Origin of the sequence: Paraburkholderia fungorum (genome assembly GCF_046026025.1) — a bacterium.
Lineage (GTDB): Bacteria > Pseudomonadota > Gammaproteobacteria > Burkholderiales > Burkholderiaceae > Paraburkholderia > Paraburkholderia fungorum_E.
On record NZ_JAQQFL010000008.1, the window covers coordinates 142751 to 162517 of the forward strand.

Sequence of the window (19767 nt, forward strand, 5' to 3'; positions counted from 1 at the left end):
GGGTGGCGGTGTAGAAAGGCGCACGCCCAAAGCAAGGGGTCGTCGCTTTCTGAAGAGACTATTTTTGCACTACCAGGTATTGGTCGCGTTGACCTGAATCATTGCAATCAGGCTTAGTGAATTTCAGCGCGCCTCGGGGCAGGCGAACGCATCGGCACAGGTAAAACTGCGACCGCCAACGCGGCCGCCCGTCATCCTTCCAGATCAGAACGTCTCGTGATGCTCGTTGCGGCCAAGATCAGCATGAACCATCATGTGGCACAGTTGTTCGAGCGTGGTTTCCGGCTTCCAGCCGAGCTTCTCGCGCGCCTTGTCGGCGCAACCGATCAGCAGGTCGACTTCGGCCGGGCGGTAGAACTTCGGGTTCACGCGCACCAGCGTCTTGCCGGTGGCGACGTCGATGCCGGTCTCACGTTCTTCCTTGCCCGACCATTCGAGCTGATAACCGGCCGCGGCAAACGCCATGCGCACGAAGTCGCGTACCGTCTCGGTGCGGCCGGTGGCGAGCACGAAGGTGTCGGGTTCATCGGCTTGCAGCATGCGCCACATGCCTTCCACGTATTCGAGTGCGAAGCCCCAGTCGCGCTTGGCGCTCAGGTTGCCGAGTTCCAGCACGTCCTGTTTGCCGAGCTTGATCTTCGCGACCGTGTCCGTGATCTTGCGGGTCACGAACTCACGGCCACGCAGCGGCGATTCGTGGTTGAACAAAATGCCGCTGCTCGCAAAGAGACCATACGACTCACGATAGTTGATGGTCGACCAGTGCGCGAACAGTTTGGCCACACCGTACGGGCTGCGTGGATAGAAGGTCGTGTCCTCGCGCTGCGGCACGGCCTGCACGAGACCGAACATTTCCGAGGTCGACGCCTGGTAATAGCGGGTCTTCGGATTCAGAATGCGGATGCCTTCGAGCAGATTCAGTGCGCCGATGCCGGTCACCTCGGCGGTTGTCACGGGCTGGTCGAACGAAACGCCCACGAAGCTTTGCGCAGCGAGGTTGTACAGTTCGCCTGCCTGTGCGCCTTCGAGCAGGCGCAGCGTGGAGCCGAGATCGGTCAGATCATGTTCGACCAGACGCAAATTCGGATGATCGAGCACGCCGAGTTCACGAATGCGCCAGAAGTTGACCGAACTCGTGCGCCGGTAGGTGCCGGTCACGTGGTAGCCCTTGTCGAGCAGCAGTTTGGTCAGGTAGGCGCCGTCCTGTCCTGATACGCCGGTGATGATCGCTTTGCGTGGTTGGCTCATAGCTTGCCTTCGATATAGGTAAAAGAAAAAAGAAGCGCACTTGAAAAAAAGAGCTTCAGAGCGTGCCGCCCAGCAGTCGCCGCACCAGCGGATCGACGACCTGAAAATCCTGTTCGGCCTTGAGCCGGTACAACCCCGGTTTCGGATGCGCGCCGTCGGACATCAGCGTCTTCCAGTCCGGCAGACTGCTGATGTAGGCGAACTGATCGACGAGGGGCACCTGCTGTTCGGCGGCCACCCGGCGCGTCATCGCGACCATCGCGGCGAGCCGTGCGTTGAGGCGGTTGTCGGGCATCGGGTTCGAGGTCTGCAGAACCGGCTCTTTGCCGAGCGCGCGGGCGGTCTTTACGAGCGTTGTTTCAGCCGCGTAAAACTGCTCGGGCGTCTGGTTCTGCATCACTTCGTTGATGCCGTAGTTGATCAGCACGATCTGCGCGGAGGAAGCGGCCAGCCGTTCCTGCCACGGCAGGCCGGCGCTCGGACCGGCACGGCGGTTGCCGGTGCCGTCGCGCAACTGGGTGGCTGTCGTGCCGCCCACGCCGTAGTTCGTGACGCGTATCCGGTCGCCGTGCTTCGCCTGCAATTCGTCCTGCAGGAAGGACACGGCGTTTTGCGCCTGGGGCCCGCAGCGGCCGTCGCTGCATGTAATGCCGAGCGTGGTCGAATCGCCGTAGGCCTCTACCAGCACCTGCGTTGCTGAGCCGCCGGCATGCACATCCTGCGCCAGTGAAACCAGCACCGACGCCACGGCCGCTACGCTCGCGGTGAGCCACGCGCGGCGCCTCATGCGCGGCTTTGCGGCGCTTGCGAGGCCCCGCCAGAAACGCTGCCGGCGGGCGTATGGGCCTTGCCCGCGGTGCCGAAGATCAAACGCTTCTCGAACGCGAACCACGTGATGCTGGCGTAGGCGAGGGTGATCGCGAGCGCGAGCGCCGCGCTCAGATAGCGGTTCAGGTGCAGCGGCCACAGCGTGTACAGCACGCTCAGGTGGATCAGATAAATCGTGTAGCTGATGGTGCCGATATAGACCAGCACAGGGTTGCACAGCAGCCGCTTGACGATGCCCTTGCTTTGCAGGGCGATGACCACGACGGAAGTGCACAGCACTAACGAAACGCTATAGAGCCCGGCGTTCGACAACGGCGTATTCGCCGCACGAAATCGCGGGTAATGCAGATGCAGCCACGCAAGCACGGCCAGCGCGGCAAAGAAGCCGAGCACGGCGAGCCCCTTGAACGGTTCGAGGGCGTTGCGATCGCGTCGTACGGCGACCGCGAGCAGCGCGCCGGCCGCCAGCAGGTCCATGCGGAACGGCGTCAGGTAATAGATCGGCCAGAACGAATCGAACCAGGGTGTGGCAACCGCGCGCAGCACCGGCACCAGCACGATCAACGCGGCTGCCACGTAGCCGAGCACACGCTCCGGCAGCAACAGAATCACAAATGGCCAGACAATGTAGAACTGCTCTTCGACCGCCAGAGACCACAGCACGTTCAGGCTGTCGTGACCGCTCTGATTGAGCGCGTCGCCAATATTGGTCGCGAAGAACGCGTACCACTGCCAGTGCTGTGCCCAACCCAAGCCGAACAGAATCGACGACACCGCCATCAGCAGCAGATAAGGCGGCAGGATGCGCCGTGCCCGGCGCGCATAGAAGTAGCCGAAATACGACTGCTGACGCGCCTTGCGTTCGAGCAGGATGCCGGTGATCAGAAAGCCGCTCAGCACAAAAAACAGATCGACGCCCATCCACAGCGGCGCTTTCAGCGCGTGCTGGGCGAATACGGCGAGCACGGCAATGGCGCGCAAACCGTCGAGTTGCACGATGCGGCGCGAGTGAGAAGGCGCTAAAGGCAGTGCGCTAGCAGTCATGAACCGTCCATGGAGTGAAGCGAATGAGTCGGGGCGAAGGATCGCGCGGGTCTTCTCAAGTCAGGAACAGGGCTTGGAAAACAGGGGCGCGCTCGCTGCGCATCGCAATGGATGTGCAATCGATTCTAGGCAAAATAAATTGATGAAAAAACGGGAATGAAATGGATAAGCGAATCAGATTGAAACAGGGTGTTTCGTTACTCATTCGAAATTGATTTTTATGCTTGTGTCTTATCGTTGTCGTAAAACGTAAGAAGTGCTGCGGGAATCCGGCGGCATCGGTAAGGATGGGTGTGAAGTCACAACTGGGCACGGCTTGGCACAGCTGCCAACGGGAATTTCCGTTTAATCGATTTTTAAATAATTTTCTTTCGCGGTGCTTAAAGCGGCGAATATTTTTGAATTATTTTCGATTTTCGTCGCGGTGTTTTTTCCGCGTAATGTGAGCGGTGCGAATTGGCCGCCCAGGGAGGGCGCATCCGTCACGTGTCCGAGTCATTGGATTTCGCAACCGAGCGGGCTCTGTGCCCGTTTCGCGGCACGGCCCGGATTGGAGGAATGACTTTGGCCCGTTTCACGTTCAAAACCTGGATTGCAGTACTTGCCTGTGCGGCCGGCATGACGGCCGCATCGGTCAGCTTCACAGCATCCGCGGAAACCGTGTTGAACGCGAAAAATTCCTGGATCGGCAACACCTTCGGTTTCGGCGACGGCACGTGGACGCAGATCAATATCACCGCGATCGCGGTCGCGCCCGACGGCAAGGTCTATACGAACGCGCCGTGGGACGAAAGCGGCGCCGAAGCGAGCGTCTACCAGAACGGCAAGATGCTCGGTTTTGCGGGCGGCACGCACGGTTGGGGCAACGGCGGCGGCAATGCGATCGCGGTGAATCGCAAATACGCCTTCGTGGCAATCGCCGTCGGCAACGAAAAGGGACGTCTGGTCGAGCAGGGCGTGTGGCCGGAGAAGGGCAAGCAATGGTTCGGTATTTCGCGCCGGCAGATCGCCGATCCGAAGCGCGCCGCACCGTTCCAGCCGGCCGCGAACAACGCGGACCCGCATGCGCAACTGGCGGCCGGATTTTTGATGATGAACGAGGTGCCGACCGGCACCAGCGCCGAAATTGGCGGTCTGGCGGCGAACGACACCACGCTGTACGCGGCCAACACCGCGCGCGATCGCATCGAGGTCTATGACGCGGAATCGATGCGGCAGAACACAAACTGGACCGTGCACGAACCGGGCCGTATGGCGCTTGCCCCCGATGGCACGCTCTGGGTGTTGAGCGGCACGCGCACCGACCGCGCGCCGCAAGTGGAGCATTACACCGCCGCGGGCAAACGCATCGACGAAACCTTCACGTTGGCCGCCGATACGGTCGCGGTCGATATCGCAGTCGACGCACAAGGCCGCGTTCTGATCGCCGACAACGGTCCGCGTCAGCAAGTGCTGTTTTTCAGCAGGCGTAGCGGCCGTTACGCGGAGTCGGGGTCGCTCGGCGAGCGCGGCGGCATTTTCAGCGGTGTCCCCGGCAAGCCGGGACCGCAGCGCTTCAACGGTCTGACCGGCGTGGGCGTGGACGCACGCGACAACGTCTATGTGTCGACCAACGGCATCGGTCCGCGCTACGAGCCGATCGGCGCGGGTCTCGGCGCCACGCTCGAAAGCTACGCGCCCGACGGCAAGCAGAACTGGCAAGTGCAGGGCTTGTTGTTCGTCGACGGCGCATGGATCGATCCGTCACGTCCGGATAGCGTCTACACGGGCAACAAGCGTTTCGAACTCGATCTCTCGAAGCCCGCGGGTCAGGACTGGAAATACGCGGGTTTTCTGTCGAACCGTTTCAAGTATCCCGACGATCCGGTCTTTCACGTCGACCAGTATCCCGGCTTGCCGATCGCCCGCAGGCTCAAGGGGCACACGTTCCTGTACCTGAGCGACATGTACGCGGATCACCTGAAGATCTATCGCTTCGATCCGCAGCGCGACGGCGAAGTGGCGATTCCTTCGGGCTTCATTGCCGGACGTGAGCGCGCAGTCGCCAGGGTGCCGAACGCGCCGCCGGGCGGCGACTGGATCTGGCGCGACGTGAACGGCGACGGCAAGTTCAATACGGACGAATTCACGCTCAACACGAGCGGCACGAAACTCGCGGGCGGCTGGGGCTGGTGGGTCGATAGCGCGGGTGACATCTGGCGCACCCGCGATAACAAGGGCATTTATCGCTTCCGTTTCGGTGGCCTCGATGCGAAGGGCAACCCCATCTACGCGTACTCGAATCTCACGCATTACCCGGTGCCGCAGCCGTTTACCGAGCTGCATCGCGCGATTTACGACCCCGACACCGACACGATGTTCCTGACCGGTTATACGCCCGATACGCCGGCCGATCGTGGCTTCTGGAAAGAAGTGGGCCGCGTGCTGGTGCGTTACGACAAATGGTCGAGCGGCAATCCGGTGCAGCGCTATTCGATCACGCTGCCGTGGACCACGCAGACCAAACCCATCGCCACGATCATCGGCCTCACAGTCGAGGGGCAATACGTCTTCGGCGTCGAGCCGGTCGGCGCGGTGCACGTGTGGGACAAGGACAGCGGAAAGGAGCTCGGTGTGATCCGTCCGGGCCCGGAGGTGGGCAGCGCATCGGGCTGGGTCGACGTGCCCAACGGCATCAGCGCCACGAAACGCAGCAACGGCGAGTACCTCGTGTTCGTCGAGGAAGACGCACGCGGGAAAGTGATGATGTATCGCTGGAAGCCTTGACCTGTCATGAGGTGACATGAGGTGACATGACGCGATGCGCCGTTCACGGTGCGAGCGCTTCCGAATGAATCATCAGGCAACTGATTTAACCCAAGGCATCCGATGGACAAAGGCATTCTCAAGAACGTAGCGATCAATTTTTTCGGCCTGGTGCTGCCGACTTTCGTCTCGCTCGTGACCGTGCCGTCGTATATCAAGCTGCTCGGCGTCGAGCGCTACGGCGTGATCAGTCTCGTGTGGACCTTGATCGGCTACTTCGGGATTCTCGATCTCGGCATGAGTATGGCCGCCCAGAATCACATCTCGAAGGCGCGCGCCTCGGGCGACAAGGGCGAGAGCGCGCGCGTGTTCTGGAGCGCGACGTGGCTCAATCTCGCGACCGGCGTGGTGGGCGGCCTGATCATTTATTTCGGCGCGTTTCTGTACACCGCGTATTTCACCAAGGTGTCGCCGGAGTTGCAGCACGAGGTTTATATGGCGCTGCCGTGGCTCGCGGTGGCGATTCCGATTGCCAACGTGTCCTGGGTGTTTGCCGGCGCGATTAACGGCGCGGAACGCTTCGGCATCTACAACACCAATCAGACCATCGGCACCTTCCTGTTCCAGTTGTTGCCGCTCGGCGCCGCGCTGTGGCTAGGCGCGACACTGCAGAACGTGCTCGCCGCAGCCGTATTGGCACGGATTCTTGCGGCGATTCTGCTGGGCCGTTCCGCACTGAAGGTGCTGGAGATTCGCAGCATTCTTGCGCCGCAACTCGGCGTGGCCAAAGGTCTCTTCAACTTTGGCGGCTGGATGCTGATTGCGAGCGTCACCAACATGATTGCGGAATCGCTCGACCGCGTGATGCTCGGCACGAGTCTCGGCGCGCGTTTCGTCACGTACTACACGGTGCCGCAAAACCTCGTGACGCGATTGAATATCGTGCCGACCGCGCTGGTGCGCACGTTGTTTCCGCGCCTGTCCGCCGTGGCGCGCGCGGACGCGAACACTATCACGCAGCAGTCGCTCGAATTCCTCAACGGGGTGTTCACCCCGGTCGCGCTGGTCGCCATGCTGGTGCTCGAGCCATTTCTGCATCTGTGGGTCGGCAATGAAATCGCCACGGTGGCGGCACCCGTGGGCCGCATCATGATCGTCGCCGTGTGGCTCGTCGGCCAGGCGAACGTCACGCGGATTCTGATCCAGTCGCAGGTCAATCCGGCCACTGCCGCGCGCGTCGGCTTGTTCGAATTGCCCTTGTTTGCAGGGGCCTTGTGGTTCGGAATTACCCACTTCGGTTTGACCGGCGCGGCGATCGCCGTGGCCGGCCGGGCGCTGTTCGACTACGTCGTGCTGCTGCGTCTGTCGGCGATCCGGGCACGCCAGATCGCGCTCGACATGCTTGCCCACCTCGCTTTTCTGCTGGCCAGCCTGTGGCTCGCCAGCTTCCTGCCGGGTCTCGCTTTGGCGATTGTCGCCGGCGTAGTGATGGTCGCTGCGAACGTCGCCTGGTCCATCACGATGACCCCCGCTTTGCGCGATCTTGCGCGTTCACTGCTGTTGCGACTGAATCCGAGGAAAAGCGCATGAACCACGAAGTCCTTGAAGAAGCCGTGCTGCAACCCACAACGCGCAGCGCGCTGGCTGAACTCACCACCGCTCCCGGTGTTCAGACGCCGCCGCGCCGCACGGCGTGGCGCAGCGACAAGACGGTGCGCGTTGCGATCGTGCATGACTGGCTCGTGACCTATGCGGGCGCCGAGAAGGTGCTCGAGCAGATCGTCGCGTGCTTTCCGGACGCGGACCTGTTCAGCCTCGTCGATTTTCTCGACGATCGCAGCTTCCTGCGCGGCAAATCGGTCACGACCTCGTTCATCCAGAAGCTGCCGCGCGCGCGCACCAAGTACCGCGCCTATCTGCCGCTGATGCCGCTCGCGATCGAGCAGCTCGACGTGTCGGCCTACGACGTGGTGATCTCGAGCAGCCATGCGGTGGCGAAAGGCATTCTCACCGGTCCCGACCAGGTGCATATCAGCTACGTGCATTCGCCGATCCGCTATGCATGGGATTTGCAACACCAGTACCTGCAGCAGTCGAAGCTGACCGGTGGACCGAAATCGGCGCTGGCGCGGCTGATTCTTCACTACATCCGCAACTGGGACATCCGTACATCGAATTCGGTGGATGGATTCGTGGCAAATTCGGAGTTCATCGCGCGACGTATCAGGAAGGTCTATCAGCGCGATTCGAAGGTGATCTTTCCGCCTGTCGACGTCGAGGCTTTTTCACTGTGCGCTGACAAAGACGACTTCTATCTGACCGCTTCGCGCATGGTGCCGTACAAGAAGATCGATCTGATCGTCGAAGCCTTCGCGCGGATGCCGGAGCGCAAGCTGGTGGTGATCGGCGACGGTCCCGACATGCAGAAGATCCGCGCGAAGGCGGGGCCCAATGTCGAGATCATGGGTTATCAGCCATTCAAGGTGCTGAAGGACCACATGAGCCGCGCCAAGGCTTTCGTGTTCGCCGCCGAAGAGGACTTCGGCATCTCGGTGGTCGAGGCCCAGGCCTGTGGCACGCCGGTGATTGCGTACGGCAAGGGCGGGGCCCTCGAAACCGTGCGCGATCTGTCCGAGGCGCGGCCCACGGGCATGTTCTTCGACGAACAGAGCGTCGACTCGATCGTTGCGGCGCTCGCGCGTTTCGACGACCACGTGAAGCGTTTTTCCCCGGCGGACTGCCGCGCGAACGCCGAGCAGTTTTCCGCCGCTAATTTCCGCGAACGTTTCTTCGCCCATGTGCGGGCTTCAGTGCCGGCATTGCGCTCGGCAACGCTGCCGCCATACGTCCCCTACAAGGCAGAGGCGGCCGCCGACGCGCCTCGCATTCTCGCAGTCGATCAGAGCGGGGTGCTCGGCGGCGCTGAGCTATCGCTGCTGGAGATCGTCAAAGCCTTGCGCTCGCGCATCGAAGTCGTGCTGTTCGACGATGGCCCGTTCCGTGCGGCATTGGCCAAAGCCGGTGTGAGCGTCAACGTGCTGGACGCAGGGGCACTGCGCCACGTTCGCAAGCAAGGCGGATCGTTGCCCAAGGCGCAGGCGTTCAAGGGCTTGATCTCGCTCGTGCGCGCCACCGCGAAACACGCACGTGACGCCGAGGTGATCTACGCCAACACGCAGCGCGCGATGGTGATCGGCGCGATTGCCGGCAAGCTCGCGAAGCGGCCCGTGGTGTGGCATCTGCGCGATATCGTCAGCCCGGAACACTTCGGCCGCAAGCAACTGGCGATCATCAAATGGTGCGCGCGCCTCGGCCTCACGCACGTGATCGCCAATTCGGCGGCTTCCGCCCGCGCCTTCGCGGACCTCACGCGCTTCGACAAAAAGCGTATCGACGTGGTGTTCAACGGCATTTCCGCAGCGCCGTTCGACGCGTTGAGCACGGTGCCGCAAGCGACGCTGCGCAGGCGCCTGGGCTTGCCGCAAGACGCGTTTCTGGTCGGCTCGTTCAGCCGCCTCGCGCGCTGGAAGGGGCAGCACGTGCTGCTCGAAGCCATGGTCCTGAATCCGCAGATGCACGCCGTGCTGGTGGGGGCGCCGCTGTTCGGCGAGGACGCGTACGAGATCGAACTGCACGCGTTCGTCGCCGCGCACAAGCTGGGCGAGCGGGTGCATTTCCTCGGCTTCCAGCACGATATTCCGGCTTGCATGCGCGCGGTCGACGCGGTGGTCCATACCTCGATAACGCCGGAGCCGTTCGGTCGCGTGATCGTCGAGGGCATGCTGGCGCAGCGGCCGGTGGTGGCGGCTCGCGCGGGCGGCGTGCTGGAGATCATCGACGACTACGAGAACGGCGTGCTGTGTACGCCCGGCGACGCACATGGTCTCGCCGATACGCTGGCTGAATTACGCTCGAACGACGAACTGCGCGAGAAACTGGTCGGCAATGGGTATCAGACGGCGCTGAGCCGGTTTGGGACCGGAACCTATGTGGAAGGTGTCGCGCGGATTCTGAAGCGTGTGACGGGGCGTTGAGGGGCTTCTGTGGGCACCCGGGCGCAGGGTTGAGGAAGGACGGTTGAGTGAGATAGTACTTAACGCGGGGGTAGGCAGGAACTCGGCCGGTTTCTGCCGTTAGCGCAGCGGAGCGAAAGTCTTGAGGACTTTCGCTCCGTTTTTTTATTGTGCCGGGCGCGACTTGAAACTCGCCGACCACTTCATCGCCGGCAGCTCGACCAGCCGGTAAAAGACGTAAGCGACCGGTACCGCCACCAGCATGTAGCCGAACGATGGCCAGATCGACATTTGCAGCGAAGAGCGGAACAGGATCGACGACAGCAGCACGAAAATCGGCAGATGGATCAGATACAGCGAGAAGCTGAAATCACCGAAGCGCGATAAAAACCGCACGCCGGGCGAATCGTTCTTGCCGGCCCGAGGGCGTTCCAGCGCCTTATACAGATAGAACGCGAAACCGAGCGCCCAGAACTGAAACGCACCGTATTGACCGTAACGGAACGCCACGCAGCCCAGCGCAATGAATACCGCGGCGAACACATAGAGCCAGACCGACGAACGCGCATCCGGCGCGGAGCGGGCTCTCGCATCGGCAATCCACGCGCCGAGCATCCAGGAAAACCAGTACGACGTGAAGAATTGAATATCGTGGCGCTCGAGCACATAAGCGGAGACCACGTTGACCGCCGCGACGATCGCCAGCACGGATGTCATGCCCAAACGCCGGCGTAGCGCGAAAAGCAGCGGATAAATCGCGTAGAACTGCACTTCGAGCGATAACGTCCAGAGCGCGCCGTTCGATCCATACGTCTTGCCGGCCGCGCCCTGGAGCGATAACAGGTTGACCAGAAACGCCTGTAGACCAATCTCGCGAATCTTGTGATTGATCGGTGGCAACTGCAAGCTGACCCAGTCGAGTGCGAACGTCAGCACCAGCGCCGCGAGCAGCACGGGATAGATACGCGCGAAACGGCGCACCCAGAAATTGCCCGCGTCGAGCCGGTAGTCGGGATTTTTAGCGAGGCGCAGTGCGCCGCCACGATGAATGCAGTAACCGCTGATCACGAAGAAAATGGGTACGCCGGCCGAGCCCCACGCAATCGGAAATGTCAGATAGGCGGCAATCGTACTCAGACTGAATGAATGACCGACGCTCTGGTGAAAAGCCTGCATACCGACCCATTCGACCTGGCGGCAATGGAAATACGCGACCAGAAGCGCAGCGAAGCCCCGCATTGCGTCGATCACATGTTCCTTGCCGGCGCTGTCGGCGCGTACTTCGCTGCGGGTGCGTGAGGTAGTGGCCGATCGTGACGGAGGGCGGGGCAGGGATGAGCCGGCGGCATCCAGTGCTGAGTCGCTCATGCGCGGTCCTTATTCTGAAGAAGGAAAAAGCTTATTCGCGGGCGCGCTGTGCGCGTCCGCGGTGCATCACATGCTAGTGCACCGCGCAGGCAAAAAAACCATAAAAAATTGCGTATCGGATTGAATTAAATGGCGGTTTTGTGACGAATTGTAATTGAGCATAAGCATTCCATTCAGTGAATTATTTGAGGTTTTTTTCGTGCTAATTTAAGTCACGGATTCTCTGACCTGGGGTGAAGTCATGAACCTGCATTTACTCGCCGGCATCGCCGTGCTGCTGATCCTTGTCGCCGCCTCCGCATACCGGGAAGCGCTGCGCAACGAACCGATTCGCCGCTTTCGCATCAACCCGGGCAAGCTGCCGCAACTCGACGAGAACGAGTGAGCGGCATCGAAACGCTCTCTCGCTTCGGGGTCGGGTCACTGGAGCACTAGCTCCCCGGATATGTAATATTTTCTGAATTTCAGAAAACAGTTCCATTTGAATATGTAAATGTTTCCTGAATCGTCGGGCGACCTGGAATCTAGAAAAAATAATCGATTTATTTATTCGAATCTGAAAAATTAACGCGTGAAATGGATTGAATTTTTTTGTTAGCCATTGCGGCGACATCGAGTGGCCGCCAGGCCCGCGAGCACACTAATTTCTAACCGATGTGGGAATACCTACCATGCTGAAAGTCACCAAAGCCGTGTTTCCCGTAGCGGGCCTCGGGACACGATTCCTGCCGGCTACCAAAGCAAGCCCGAAGGAAATGCTGCCGGTCGTCGACAAGCCGCTGATCCAGTACGCGGTTGAAGAAGCGATTGCCGCCGGCATCACCGAAATGATCTTCGTGACGGGCCGCAGCAAACGCGCTATCGAAGATCATTTCGATAAATCCTACGAGATCGAGGCGGAACTCGAAGCGCGCAACAAGCAGAAGCTGCTCGACCTCGTGCGCAGCATCAAGCCGGCCAACGTCGACTGTTTTTATGTGCGTCAGGCGGAAGCGCTCGGCTTGGGCCACGCGGTGCTGTGCGCCGAGAAACTGGTGGGCGAGAGCCCGTTCGCCGTGATTCTGGCGGACGACCTGCTGCACAGCACGAAGCCGGTGATGAGCCAGCTCGTCGACACGTTCAATCACTATCACAGCTCGGTGATCGGCGTTGAAACCATCGCGCCCGAAGATAGCCGCTCGTACGGCGTCGTGGACGGCCGCGAGTGGGAAGACAATGTGATCAAGCTGTCGGGCATTGTCGAAAAACCGGCGCCGGACAAGGCACCGTCGAACCTCGGCGTGGTGGGCCGCTACGTGCTGATGCCGACCATCTTCAAGCATATCCGTGCGCTCAAGCCGGGTGCCGGCGGTGAGTTGCAATTGACCGACGCGGTGCAATCGCTGCTGACCGAAGAACAGGTGCTTGCGTATCGCTATTTCGGCACGCGCTTCGATTGCGGCAGCAAGCTTGGCTATCTGAAGGCGACGGTGGAATTCGCGCTGCGTCATCCGGAAGTGAAGGCGGATTTCGAAGCGTATCTGCAAACCTATATGCAAGCGAATATGCAAGCCAGCGTGCCCGCGCAGTACACGGCGGAAGCGGCTTAAGGGTAAGAAGCAGGGTAAGAGGCAAGGGCAAGCGGCCGTCGCAAACGCGTCATGCAACGGTTGGATGCATCAGGTTCACGCAACAGTATCGCGCAGCACGACCGCGCAAATTAAAACGGGCACCGCATGATGCGGCGCCCGTCTTTCTGTCTGGCCTGGGCGGCTGAAACCCGGGTCCAAACAACCAGGCCTTGGACCCGAGCTACAACCAGAAAGCCTTTAGTGCCCCTTCTTCACTTCCAGCCGGAACTTATGCAGCAACGGTTCCGTATAGCCGCTCGGCTGTTGACGTCCTTCGAACACCAGCGCCTGCGCGGCCTTGAAGGCCAGCGTGTCGAAACCCGGCGCCATCGGCTTGTATTGCGGATCGCCGGCATTCTGCTCGTCGACCACCTTCGCCATGCGTTTGAAGGTTTCTTCGACCAGCTCGCGTGTCACCACGCCGTGATGCAGCCAGTTGGCGATGTGCTGACTGGAAATACGCAGTGTTGCACGGTCTTCCATCAGCCCGACGTTGTGAATGTCCGGCACCTTCGAGCAGCCCACACCCTGATCGATCCAGCGCACCACGTAGCCGAGAATGCCTTGCGCGTTGTTCTCGACTTCGCTGCGGATCTCGTCCGCATTCCACTTCGCCTCGGCGACGACCGGAATCGTCAGCAGGCCGTCGAGCAGTTCGTCGCGTACTGTTGCATAGTCGGTGCGTTCGAGTTCCTGTTGCACCGCCTGCACGTCAACCTGGTGATAGTGCAACGCGTGCAGCGTCGCGGCGGTCGGCGAGGGCACCCATGCGGTATTCGCGCCGGCCTTCGGGTGAGCGATCTTTTGTTCGAGCATGGCGTGCATCAGGTCGGGCATGGCCCACATGCCCTTGCCGATCTGCGAGCGGCCACGCAGGCCCGCGTTCAAACCGACCAGCACGTTGCTGCGCTCGTACGCGGTGATCCATGCGCTCGACTTCATGTCGCCCTTGCGCATCATCGGGCCGGCTTCCATCGCCGAATGCATTTCGTCGCCGGTGCGGTCGAGGAAACCCGTGTTGATGAACGCGACACGTTCGGACGCTTCGCCGATCGAGGCGAGCAGGTTGACCGACGTGCGGCGCTCCTCGTCCATGATGCCCATCTTGATCGTGTTGCGTGGCAGCTTCAGCAGGTCTTCGACGCGCGCGAACAGTTCGCTCGCGAACGCGACTTCGGCGGGGCCGTGCATTTTCGGCTTCACGATATAGATCGAGCCGGTGCGCGAATTCAGCTTGTGCTTGCGATCGTGCAACGCGCACAGCGTGGTGACGACGGCGTCGAGAATGCCTTCCGGAATCTCCTGACCGTCTTTCGTCAGCACGGCCGGGTTCGTCATCAAATGACCGACGTTGCGAATGAACAGCAACGAGCGGCCATGCAGCTTGACCTTCGACGAACCGTCCGCGCCGGTGTACTCGCGATCGGAATTCAGACGGCGGGTGAAGGTCTTGCCGCCCTTCGAGACTTCTTCCGTTAGGGTGCCGTTCATCAGGCCGAGCCAGTTGCGATAGAGCTGAACCTTGTCGGCTGCGTCTACTGCCGCAACGGAGTCTTCGCAGTCGATGATCGTGCTCACCGCGGCTTCGACCAGCACGTCCTTCACGTGAGCCGAATCGGTCTTGCCGATCGAATCGTTCGCGTCGATCTGGATTTCGAAGTGCAGGCCGTTGTGCTTCAACAGCACGGCGGACGGTGCGCTCGCATCGCCGTGATAGCCGATGAATTGCGCCGGCGTCTTCAGTTCGGTCTTGCCGCTCTTCAGCGTGACGACCAGCTTGCCGCCTTCGACGCTATACAGCGTGGCGTCGGCGTGCGAGCCGTTCGCGAGCGGGGCGGCCTGATCGAGAAACTTGCGTGCATAAGCGATCACCGCGGCGCCGCGCACCGGATTGAAGGCCTTCTGCTTTTCCGCGCCGTCGGTCTCGGGGATCGCATCGGTGCCGTACAAGGCGTCGTACAGGCTGCCCCAACGTGCGTTGGCAGCGTTGAGCGCATAGCGTTGATTCGACAGCGGCACCACGAGTTGCGGGCCGGCCTGTTCGGCGATTTCGGTGTCCACGTGGTCGGTCGTGGCTTTGACGCTCGCCGGCGAGGGCACGATATAGCCGATGCCTTCGAGGAAAGCGCGATACGCGCGCACATCACGCACCGGACCCGGATTGGCGCGATGCCAGGTATCGAGTTCGGTTTGCAGGCGGTCGCGCTCGGCCAGCAGCGCACGGTTTTTCGGCGCCAACTCGTGCACGAGGGCGTCGAAACCTGACCAGAATGCGGCGCTGTCGAGTCCGGTGCCGGGCAGGGCTTCGGTTTCGACGAACTGGTCGAGGTTGGCGGCGACTTGCAGTCCACCGCGCGTGTTCATCTGAGTCATCGACTGCTCCATCCTTGAATGGGACCGATGTGGGGGCACCGGTCCGTGTTGTGCTTCTTGCTCTTATTGATGCCGCTTTGAACGAATCCGAACGGATCTCGAACTTAAGCAGCGATCGCTTGAATACCCGCGCGGGCGATTTGCGCGTCCTGATCCGACTTGACGCCCGACACGCCGACCGCGCCGATCACCTGGCCGTCGACGATCACCGGCACACCGCCTTCCAGCGTGCCTTGCAACGGCGCGCTCAGGAATGCCGTGCGGCCGTTGTTGATCATGTCTTCATACACTTTGGTTTCGCGGCGGCCGATTGCCGACGTGCGGGCCTTTTCCGTCGCGATGTACGAGCTGGCCGGCGCGCTGCCGTCCAGACGCAGCATGCCGAGTTGATGGCCGCCATCGTCGACCACCACGATAGCGACGGCCCACTGGTTCTTCTCGGCCTCCGCACGGGCGGCTTCGAGGATTCGGGTCGTTTCGGCAACAGTCAACACGGGTTTGCTCAGCATAATGAATTTCCTGTTTCGTTTATGGTAGGGATGCTTCTACAAGTTCTATCCAGTGGCGCACCGGAGTGCGCCCGGCGCCGTTCAGATGGGTCTGGCAACCGATGTTGGCCGTGAGGATCATCTCCGGCTTACCGCTTTCCAGCGCATCGAGCCTGTTGTTACGTAATCGTTCCGCAAGCTCCGGCTGGGTGATGGAATACGTGCCCGCCGATCCGCAGCACAGATGGCCGTCGGGCACGGCGGCGAGGTCGAAACCGAGCCGTTGCAGGATCGACTCGACCGCGCCGCCCAGCTTCTGCGCATGCTGCAACGTGCAGGGGCAGTGAAACGCGATTTTCCGCCGCGTCTGATCTGACAACTTCGCTGACGCCGCCGCCGGCAATTGATTCGCCTGTAGCTGATCGAGCGGCTCGTTAGCCAATACCTCCACGAGGTCTCGCGTCAGCTCGCTGACCCGCTGCGCTTTTGACGCATAGCGAGGGTCGTGGCGCAGCAGGTGCCCATACTCCTTGACGAACGCGCCGCAGCCGCTTGCGGTTTGCACGATCGCTTCGGCGCCGGCCTCGATGGCGGGCCACCACGCGTCGATATTGCGCCGTGCCCGCGCGAGGCCTGCCTCCTGCGCATCCAGATGATAATCGGTCGCCCCGCAGCAGCCGGCCTGGCGGGCATTCACGATGCCGATGCCCAGCCGGTCCAGCACGCGCGCGGCGGCCGCGTTGGTGTTCGGTGACAGCGCGGGTTGCACGCAGCCCTCCAGCATCAGCATTTTGCGCGGATGCCGCGACGCCGGCCTCGGTTCTGTCCCAGCATTTGACCGAGCGCTTCGCTTGGGGATTTTACGTCCAAGCGCGGCCGGAAGAAACGGCCGCATGGCCTGGCCGGTTTGAAGCAGCGCGCGGAATACTGCCGGATTCGGGATCACCCGGCGCAAACCCTCGCGCAGCAGGCGTTCCGGGGCGGGCCGAACAATCCTCCGCTGCAGTTCGGCGCGGCCGATATCCAGCAGCGCATGGTAGGTGACACCCGAAGGACAGGTGGTTTCACAGTTGCGGCAACTCAGGCAGCGGTCGAGGTGCAACTGGGTTTTCTGCGTGACCGGCTCGCCTTCCAGCATCTGTTTGATCAGATAAATACGGCCGCGCGGGCCGTCGAGTTCGTTGCCGAGCAACTGATAGGTCGGGCAGGTCGCGTTGCAGAAGCCGCAATGCACGCACGAGCGCAGGATCTGCTCGGCTTCGTCGGCGCGGGACAGGGTTTTGGCGGCGTCGCTGAGATTGGTTTGCATGGTGTCGTTCGCCTTCAGGGCTTCACAGGCCGATGCTTTAGGCCAAGGTTCGTGGGCCAGGATTCACAGGCCGGCATAAAGGCGGCCGGGGTTAAAGAGGCCGCGCGGGTCGAGTTGCTGTTTCAACTGCTGATGAAAGCGCAGCAGCGCGGGCGGCAACGGGGTGAACGGTTCGGCGTCTACGCATGGCGTGAAGCAGGTCGCGTGGCCACCCGCGGCGTGCGCGATCTGGCGGATCGCGGCTGCCGGCGCGTCGCTTTTGAGCCAGCGTTGCGCACCGGCCCAGTCGAGCAGCGTGTCGCCGGGCAAGCGGGTCAGTGGCGAAGCATTCGGCAGCGAGAGGCGCCACAACGGGCGTGGGTCGTCGAAAAACGCCAGACGGTGCTCACGCAACGCATGCCAGAACTGCGGATCGAGTTCGGTGCCGCCGATGCGGTCCAGCGCCGCGGCCACCGACCCCGTGCCGCCTTCGAGCCGCACATGGAGGCGTCCGTCGACGTGAGCCGCGCCGCTGATCGGCAACGCGGCGCGGCGCCACGCCGACAGTTCACGCAGCGCTTCGCCCGCGTCGAGATCGAGCGTGAGACTGCCGAGCGCGCGCGGCTTGGGCAGCACCTTGAGCGACACCTCGGTGATCAGACCGAGGCAACCGAAGCTGCCGGCGAGCAGACGTGACACGTCGTAGCCCGCGACGTTCTTCAAGACTTCACCGCCGAAGCGCAGATGCTTCGCCTCAGCGGTAATGACGCGGCAACCCAGCACGAAGTCGCGCACCGCACCGGACCACGGCCGGCGCGGCCCGGCAAGGCCGGCCGCGACCATCCCACCGACCGTGGCCGTGCCGTTGAAAACCGGCGGCTCGCAGGGCAGCATCTGGCCGGCCGCGTCGAGCACGGCGTTCAATTCGGCGACCGGGGTGCCCGCGCGTGCCGTGATCACGAGTTCGGTCGGGTCATAACTGACTACGCCGCGATGCGAGCGGGTGTCGATCGGTGTGCCTGGCACCGGGCGCCCGAGAAAAGCCTTGCTGTTGCCGCCACGAATCTTCAGCGGCGTGCCGCCTCTGTGTGCCTGCGAGACTTCGGCGACGAGCCGTTCGCTATCGTCCATCGATACCGGTTCGATCCGCATCAGAAGCGCTCCAGTTCAGGAAAGGGCAGTGCGCCGTGGTGAACATGCATCGAGCCGAACTCGGCGCAGCGGTGCAGGGTGGGTACGTTCTTGCCGGGATTCAGGAGACCCGCTGGATCGAAAGCGGCTTTCAGCGCGTGGAAAAAACCCAGTTCGTCGCGATTGAACTGCGCGCACATCTGGTTGATCTTTTCGCGGCCCACCCCGTGTTCGCCGGTGATGCTGCCGCCCACCGCCACGCACAGTTCGAGGATCTTGGCGCCGAGCGCTTCGGCGCGTTCGGTCTCGCCGGGTGCGTTCGCATCGAACAGGATCAGCGGATGCATGTTGCCGTCGCCGGCATGGAAGACATTGGCCACGCGCAAACCATATTCGGTCGACAGGTCCTCGATGCCCTTGAGCACGCGTGGCATCTCGCGGCGCGGGATCGTGCCGTCCATACAGTAGTAATCCGGCGAGATGCGGCCCACCGCCGGGAACGCATTCTTGCGGCCGGCCCAGAACCGCTGACGCTCGGCTTCGTCTTTCGCGAGCCGGATATCGGTGGCGCCGGCCGCGCGCAGCAACGCGTCGACCCGCTCCACATCTTCTTGTACGTCGCTCTCCGCGCCGTCGACTTCGCACAGCAGGATCGCCTCGGCCTCGACCGGATAGCCTGCGTGGATAAAGTCTTCCGCGGCGCGGATCGCGAGGTTGTCCATCATTTCGAGGCCGCCAGGGATCACGCCCGCGCCGATGATCCGTGCGACCGCCGCACCCGCTTTCCCGACGTCGTCGAAACTGGCGAGCAGGACCTTCGCGCTTTGCGGCTTGTGGAGCAGTTTCACAGTGACTTCGGTGACGATGCCGAGCATGCCTTCCGAGCCGGTGAAGAGCGCGAGGAAATCGAAACCAGGCGCGTCCAGCGCTTCCGAGCCGAGCGTGAGACGTTCGCCGTCGATCGTGAGAATCTCGAGCTTCAGGATGTTATTGACGGTCAGTCCGTACTTCAGGCAATGCACGCCGCCCGCATTTTCCGCGACGTTGCCGCCGATCGAGCAGGCGATCTGCGACGAGGGGTCCGGCGCGTAATACAGGCCATGGGGCGCTGCGGCCTGTGAGATCGCGAGGTTGCGCACACCCGGTTGCACGCGGGCAATGCCGGCCTCGGGATCGACTTCGAGGATCCGGTTAAAGCGCGCCATCACCAGCAGAATGCCTTTGTCCAACGGCAACGCGCCGCCCGACAAACCCGTTCCGGCGCCGCGCGCGACTACCGGAATCTTCTGGGCGTTGGCGAATTTCAGCAGCGCCTCGACCTGTTCGACCTTGTCGGGCAGCGCGACCAGCATTGGCGTTGTGCGATAGGCGGCGAGGCCGTCGCATTCGAACGGACGCAAATCTTCCTGTTCGTGGAGGAGTTGCAGATCGGGGATCAGCGTGTGCAACTGCGCGACAACGGCGGCTTTGTCGTGCGTCGCGAGTGCGCCGTCGATGCGCTCGTCGTAGTGGTAGCTCATGTGGGGGTCTCCTGGAGCCGCGCCAACCTGGCGGTCAAGCCCGTGGATATGGGTGCGCGAGCGTGTCTCAGGCGGAATTGTTGCGGCTATGGCAGTCGCTGTCGACCGGCC

At 62.1% G+C, this 19767-nt stretch carries 14 protein-coding genes; 5 read left to right on the top strand and 9 right to left on the bottom strand.

The annotated features are described in order from the left end of the window. Positions 1 to 204: 204 nt before the first annotated feature. Genes gmd through PQR67_RS11750 form a run of 3 tightly spaced genes read right to left on the bottom strand, consistent with a single transcriptional unit; the run spans position 205 to position 3120 of the window. Positions 205 to 1248, bottom strand: coding sequence for a GDP-mannose 4,6-dehydratase (gene gmd / locus PQR67_RS11740; RefSeq protein ID WP_408458582.1), 1044 nt, complete (start codon positions 1246 to 1248; stop codon positions 205 to 207). 55 nt (positions 1249 to 1303) lie between these two features. Continuing rightward, entirely contained in the window at positions 1304 to 2035 is a 732-nt protein-coding gene (locus PQR67_RS11745; RefSeq protein ID WP_408458584.1) for an SGNH/GDSL hydrolase family protein, read from the bottom strand. After that, positions 2032 to 3120: an acyltransferase family protein gene (locus tag PQR67_RS11750; RefSeq protein WP_408458587.1), complete on the bottom strand. Its 1089-nt coding sequence runs from the start codon at positions 3118 to 3120 to the stop codon at positions 2032 to 2034. The genes PQR67_RS11745 and PQR67_RS11750 overlap by 4 nt, the downstream gene beginning before the upstream one ends. A gap of 564 nt (positions 3121 to 3684) precedes the next feature. Here PQR67_RS11750 and PQR67_RS11755 point away from each other — a divergent pair. From PQR67_RS11755 to PQR67_RS11765, 3 genes are all read left to right on the top strand, one after another. Further along, positions 3685 to 5886, top strand: coding sequence for an NHL repeat-containing protein (locus PQR67_RS11755; RefSeq protein ID WP_408458789.1), 2202 nt, complete (start codon positions 3685 to 3687; stop codon positions 5884 to 5886). A gap of 102 nt (positions 5887 to 5988) precedes the next feature. After that, positions 5989 to 7455, top strand: a complete 1467-nt coding sequence (locus PQR67_RS11760) for a flippase (RefSeq protein WP_408458590.1) — start codon at positions 5989 to 5991, stop codon at positions 7453 to 7455. Continuing rightward, positions 7452 to 9899: a glycosyltransferase family 4 protein gene (locus PQR67_RS11765; RefSeq protein ID WP_408458592.1), complete on the top strand. Its 2448-nt coding sequence runs from the start codon at positions 7452 to 7454 to the stop codon at positions 9897 to 9899. Before PQR67_RS11760 ends, PQR67_RS11765 begins: the two co-directional genes overlap by 4 nt. 144 nt (positions 9900 to 10043) lie before the next feature. Here PQR67_RS11765 and PQR67_RS11770 read toward each other — a convergent pair whose 3' ends face one another. After that, entirely contained in the window at positions 10044 to 11246 is a 1203-nt protein-coding gene (locus PQR67_RS11770) for an acyltransferase family protein (RefSeq protein ID WP_408458594.1), read from the bottom strand. Between the two features lie 241 nt (positions 11247 to 11487). Between PQR67_RS11770 and PQR67_RS11775 the strand changes: the two genes are divergently transcribed. Together PQR67_RS11775 and galU are read left to right on the top strand one after the other, a co-directional pair. Beyond that, complete coding sequence (locus PQR67_RS11775) at positions 11488 to 11631, top strand: hypothetical protein (protein WP_167346791.1); 144 nt, start codon at positions 11488 to 11490, stop codon at positions 11629 to 11631. Between the two features lie 286 nt (positions 11632 to 11917). Next, positions 11918 to 12835: a UTP--glucose-1-phosphate uridylyltransferase GalU gene (gene galU, locus PQR67_RS11780; RefSeq protein WP_408458597.1), complete on the top strand. Its 918-nt coding sequence runs from the start codon at positions 11918 to 11920 to the stop codon at positions 12833 to 12835. Positions 12836 to 13054: 219 nt separating this feature from the next. Here the strand turns inward: galU and PQR67_RS11785 are convergent, their stop codons facing one another. The 5 genes from PQR67_RS11785 to glcD form a co-directional block, all read right to left on the bottom strand. Next, positions 13055 to 15229, bottom strand: a complete 2175-nt coding sequence (locus PQR67_RS11785; RefSeq protein WP_408458600.1) for a malate synthase G — start codon at positions 15227 to 15229, stop codon at positions 13055 to 13057. A gap of 104 nt (positions 15230 to 15333) precedes the next feature. Continuing rightward, on the bottom strand, positions 15334 to 15738 hold the full coding sequence (locus PQR67_RS11790) for a GlcG/HbpS family heme-binding protein (RefSeq protein ID WP_408458603.1): 405 nt from the start codon (positions 15736 to 15738) through the stop codon (positions 15334 to 15336). A 19-nt stretch (positions 15739 to 15757) separates the two neighbouring features. Further along, entirely contained in the window at positions 15758 to 17026 is a 1269-nt protein-coding gene (glcF, locus tag PQR67_RS11795) for a glycolate oxidase subunit GlcF (protein WP_408458606.1), read from the bottom strand. Positions 17027 to 17089: 63 nt separating this feature from the next. Next, a complete protein-coding gene (gene glcE / locus PQR67_RS11800) occupies positions 17090 to 18157 on the bottom strand; it encodes a glycolate oxidase subunit GlcE (protein WP_408458609.1) in 1068 nt (355 codons plus the stop codon). Beyond that, positions 18157 to 19656: a glycolate oxidase subunit GlcD gene (gene glcD, locus PQR67_RS11805; protein ID WP_408458612.1), complete on the bottom strand. Its 1500-nt coding sequence runs from the start codon at positions 19654 to 19656 to the stop codon at positions 18157 to 18159. The genes glcE and glcD overlap by 1 nt, the downstream gene beginning before the upstream one ends. Positions 19657 to 19767: the final 111 nt, after the last annotated feature.

What these genes read in the sequence shown, in the direction of transcription:
- glcD (WP_408458612.1), bottom strand. Translation starts at nt 19,656, where the DNA reads ATGAGCTACCACTACGACGAGCGCATCGACGGCGCACTCGCGACGCAC.
- glcE (WP_408458609.1), bottom strand. Translation starts at nt 18,157, where the DNA reads ATGCGGATCGAACCGGTATCGATGGACGATAGCGAACGGCTCGTCGCC.
- PQR67_RS11765 (WP_408458592.1), top strand. Translation starts at nt 7,452, where the DNA reads ATGAACCACGAAGTCCTTGAAGAAGCCGTGCTGCAACCCACAACGCGC.
- glcF (WP_408458606.1), bottom strand. Translation starts at nt 17,026, where the DNA reads ATGCAAACCAATCTCAGCGACGCCGCCAAAACCCTGTCCCGCGCCGAC.
- PQR67_RS11760 (WP_408458590.1), top strand. Translation starts at nt 5,989, where the DNA reads ATGGACAAAGGCATTCTCAAGAACGTAGCGATCAATTTTTTCGGCCTG.
- PQR67_RS11775 (WP_167346791.1), top strand. Translation starts at nt 11,488, where the DNA reads ATGAACCTGCATTTACTCGCCGGCATCGCCGTGCTGCTGATCCTTGTC.
- PQR67_RS11745 (WP_408458584.1), bottom strand. Translation starts at nt 2,035, where the DNA reads ATGAGGCGCCGCGCGTGGCTCACCGCGAGCGTAGCGGCCGTGGCGTCG.
- PQR67_RS11790 (WP_408458603.1), bottom strand. Translation starts at nt 15,738, where the DNA reads ATGCTGAGCAAACCCGTGTTGACTGTTGCCGAAACGACCCGAATCCTC.
- PQR67_RS11785 (WP_408458600.1), bottom strand. Translation starts at nt 15,229, where the DNA reads ATGACTCAGATGAACACGCGCGGTGGACTGCAAGTCGCCGCCAACCTC.
- galU (WP_408458597.1), top strand. Translation starts at nt 11,918, where the DNA reads ATGCTGAAAGTCACCAAAGCCGTGTTTCCCGTAGCGGGCCTCGGGACA.
- PQR67_RS11750 (WP_408458587.1), bottom strand. Translation starts at nt 3,120, where the DNA reads ATGACTGCTAGCGCACTGCCTTTAGCGCCTTCTCACTCGCGCCGCATC.
- PQR67_RS11770 (WP_408458594.1), bottom strand. Translation starts at nt 11,246, where the DNA reads ATGAGCGACTCAGCACTGGATGCCGCCGGCTCATCCCTGCCCCGCCCT.
- gmd (WP_408458582.1), bottom strand. Translation starts at nt 1,248, where the DNA reads ATGAGCCAACCACGCAAAGCGATCATCACCGGCGTATCAGGACAGGAC.